This window comes from Streptomyces sp. CRN 30 (assembly GCF_034105845.1).
This window is the reverse complement of record NZ_JAVRHI010000212.1, coordinates 1-3,703: the sequence shown is the minus strand read 5'-3', so window position 1 is coordinate 3,703 and position 3,703 is coordinate 1. Positions and strand designations below refer to the sequence as shown.

Sequence of the window (3,703 nt, the reverse complement as noted above, 5' to 3'; positions counted from 1 at the left end):
CGGGCCGAGGACCGCGGTCGAGTCGGCGTAGACGTACGTCAGCGTCGCTACGGCGGGACGGCCGCAAGCGGTGCGCGAACAGCGACGTACAGGGCTCACGACGTTGGACGGTACCGCACTCTTGAGCGGGCCGCGACGACTCCCCTCCACGTCACCCGACCGTGTCGCGCCGTGAAGCACCTCACACACCCCACGGGGCGCACCTTTACGACCAGGTCGGAGCCGTTTGTCCACAATGCCGAACGCCATCAGGGTCGATCGCTTTCCCTCGCGAACTAGGTCAATTGCCGTAAGTTCGCCCGTCTTGGAAAGATACGGAAACGAGCCCGAGCTTGGCTTGATCGGACATGCGCCGACACGACCGGGGACGGGCGCGGACACCCGGCGCCGCACCCCTGGTGAGGCATACGCTTCCCGGGTGACCGACAACGCCGTACCGCCCCGTGCCGCCGCGCCCGGGCCCCGCCGCCGCGACCGGCACGGCAGGGGCATGCGCGGTCCTGTCGCACCGCCGCAGGTGCCCCTCTCGGCGAGCCGCGCCGAGGTGTTCGCGGATCTGGTGCAGGACTCCGTGGAGCGGCTGGAGCGGCACTGGCCGCAACTGGCCGACATCGATTTCCTCGTCCTCGAGGTGCCGCGCCTGGACGGCCCGGGCACCGCCTGGAACGACGAGGCCGTCCCCCTCGGGGGCACGGTCCCGGCCCAGGAGGGCGGCCGCGCGCGTGTCGTCGTCTACCGCCGCCCGGTCGAGATCCGCACCAAGGGCCGCGACGAGCGCGCCGCACTGGTCCACGAGATCGTGGTGGAGCAGGTCGCCGAACTCCTCGGCCTCACCCCGGAGACGGTGGACCCCCGCTACGGCGACGGCGACGGCGAGGACTGAGGACCCGCCCCACCGCGGGCCCACCCCGTCGCGGGCGCCCGCCCACCGCGGGCGCCGCCCTAGCGGAGCAGCACCGACAGGTCCTCCTCCGCCTCCGGCACCGCCACGGTCCCCCGGTCGTCCGGCAGCATCTGCACCGTGAAGCCCACGCCGTCGCCGGAATCCGCCACCAGCGTGCGGGAGGCGTGGACGGGCCCCCCGGAGACCGGCTCGACCGTCAGCGCGTACGTGCCCTTCAGACCGCTCGGGACGGGCACCTCCACGTGCTGCGTCGTGCCCGCCGGGATCTTGTACGTCTTCGTCGCCGCCGTGCCGCCCCCGCTGCCCGCGGACGCGGTCACCTCGACCTCGGCGGCGGCCTCGGGAGCGGTCACGGCCAGCGTGGTGCCCTTCTCGCTGTTGCCCGCGACCGACGCGCGCGTGCCCACCGGACGGCTCGCCGGGACGAACGCCGTCTCCCGGTCGTCGCCCTTGCCGCGGACCACCCGCACGGCGGCGACCACGGGGGTCGACACGCTCGTCGGCGTCAGCACCAGCGAACCGGCCTCGCCGCGGGTGACGTCGCCCAGGTCGACGGCGGCCGTCATGCCGGCCTTCACGTGGAGCGTCTCGTGGCCCACCGGAGTGATCTGTCCCGTGGGCGAGGCCAGGCGCACCTTCAGGTCGGCGTCCGTGTTCCCCGGCACGAAGGCCACCAGCCGCACCTCCGTGGCGTCCTCGGGGATGCCCGGCAGGACCAGGCTGCCCGACGGGTCGGCCGTCGGCGCCAGCCAGTCGCCGCCCAGCTCGTCGTCCAGGGCCTGGACGGCCGCCGCGACGCGCCCGCTGCGCACGCTGACGTGCACGGTCAGGTCCGTCTCCGCGGCGTCCGTGAGCGTGGACAGCAGCACGGACTCGTCGGAGCGCCCCGGGACCGTGATGCCCTCCCCGACGGTCGTCTCCAGCTCGCCGTCCTTGCCGTACAGCTCGATGTCGACGACGGCGGCGGAGTCGTCCGGGTTGGTCAGGTGGGCGTAGTCGGTGCGGTCCACGGCCGTACTGGCCCCGGCGAACCAGAACTCGGTGTCCGGCGCGGTGCAGTTGGTGCCGAGCAGACCCCGCCCGGCGCCCGCCTCGATCTCGGTGGTCTGCTGGACGGTCCACCCGGGCGCCAGCGTCCCCTCGGCGATGCCGACGAGGGCGGGCGACTCGGCGCCGTCGGCGGTCGCGGTGACCGGCTTGCCGGGCTCCTTCGGCGCCAGGACGGGCTCGGCGGTCTTCTTCCCGCCGCCGTCCCCGCCGTCCGCCGTGCTCCCGTCCGCGGCCACCAGGGCGGCCTCGCCGTCGTCCCCGGTGCCCTTCGTGACGGGCGTGAAGGACGTGTACGTGGTCTCCGCGAGGTCCGATGCGCCCGGCTGCGGGCAGAGCAGGCTCGTGCGCTCCACCGGCAGCCGGGCGGCCGCCCCGGCGGTGGACCCGGCGGGTGCGGCGGGCTCGGTGAGCGCGGCGAAGCCGGTGACCGCGGCGAGCGCGGTGGCGCCGGCGATCAGGGACAGGGTGGTGCGGTTCACTGCCGGCCTCCGTCGGGGCGCTCACTGTCGGTGCCGCGCGCCGGGTCGTACGGCGCCTCGTAGCCCTGCTCGTACGTCTGGCCGTACGGACCGTTCGTGTCCCCGTAGGCGTACGGGTCGTACTGGGCGCCCTGGTAGGGATCCGCCTGGTAGGGCTGCTGGTAGCCGCCCGCGGGGTACTGCTGGCCCTGCTGGTACGCGTCGGTGCCGTACCCGCCGTACTCGGTGCCCGCGTGACCCGGCGTGTCCCAGGCGCCGTACTCCTGCTGCTGGGGGACGCCGGTCGGCTCCGGCACCTCCTGCCCGGCGGGCGGCTGGGTGGCGTCGTCGTCCCGACCGGCCTCCGCGTGCGCGGCCCCGGCCTGTTCCGCCTCGGCCTGGGCACGCAGGCGGCGCGCCCGGCGGCCGTCGCCGGTGAGGTCCTGGGCGGGGACGACGGGCTCCTCGGGGAGGTCGTCGTCGACGTCCCGGCGGCGGCCCGGCAGGGCGAGCACCACCAGGACGACGGCGAGCGCGCCCTGGGCCCACAGCCAGCCGGTGTGGCTCAGCGGCGCCTCGTAGGTGACGTCCAGCCTCCCGCCGCCCGCGGGCAGTTCGAAGCCCTGGGCCCAGCCGTCGACCGTGACGCGGGTGAGCGGCTTGCCGTCGAGGGTGGCGGTCCAGCCCTCGTCGGCGGTGTCGGCGAGGCGCAGGACGCGGCCCGCGCCGCCCTCGGGAAGGGTGGTGTGGATGTCCACGGGGCCGGCCGCGACGGGCTCCGGCTCGCCCGTGCCGGAGGCGGGGACGACGGTCGCGCGGGCCACCTGCCGGTCCACGCGCCACAGCGCGCTGCCGTCCTGCTCGCCGAGCCGGCTGAGACCGGGCGTGGCGTCCAGGACGCGGCCGACCTCACGGGGCGTGCCCTCGCGGACGAGGACGTAGCGCACGGCGAAGCCGCCGAGTTCGTCGGCCTGGTCGGCGCCGGAGCCCGCGACGAGGTTGGCCACGACCTTGTCGAGCCGCTCGTTGCCGCCGGCCGCCGCGGCCAGTTCGGCGTCGCCGAGGCGGGCGCCGGAACCGCGGACCAGGGTGTAGCCGACCGAGGCGGACGAGTCGCTGTCGAGGACCAGGGTGCGGGCCTGGTCGCGGGTGCCGCTCTCCTCCGCGACGAACGCGGGCACCTGCACGGGGTCGCGCCGCTGCAGCGGGCCGTCGGCGCCGCCGATCATCCAGCCGGCGGCCGCCAGCAGCGGGCCCGCGGCGGCGGCGAACGCTATGAGCGCGGCCACCG

General features: G+C 75.6%; 3 protein-coding genes and 1 pseudogene. 1 reads left to right on the top strand and 3 read right to left on the bottom strand.

Annotated features, from left to right (window positions below; translation table 11 throughout):
* The coding region (locus UW392_RS22635) for a DUF3499 family protein (protein WP_320776907.1) at window positions 1-150 on the bottom strand (150 nt) is incomplete at its 3' end.
* Between the two features lie 268 nt (window positions 151-418).
* On the opposite strand from UW392_RS22635, the gene UW392_RS22630 reads away from it, so the two are divergent.
* Entirely contained in the window at window positions 419-883 is a 465-nt protein-coding gene (locus UW392_RS22630) for a metallopeptidase family protein (protein ID WP_320776906.1), read from the top strand.
* 59 nt (window positions 884-942) lie between these two features.
* Here UW392_RS22630 and UW392_RS22625 read toward each other — a convergent pair whose 3' ends face one another.
* Both UW392_RS22625 and UW392_RS22620 read right to left on the bottom strand, forming a co-directional pair.
* Window positions 943-2,433, bottom strand: coding sequence for a DUF5719 family protein (locus UW392_RS22625; protein ID WP_320776905.1), 1,491 nt, complete (start codon window positions 2,431-2,433; stop codon window positions 943-945).
* Window positions 2,430-3,703, bottom strand: a pseudogene (locus UW392_RS22620) (family 2 glycosyl transferase); the annotation flags it as partial. The pseudogene UW392_RS22620 and the gene UW392_RS22625, both read right to left, overlap by 4 nt.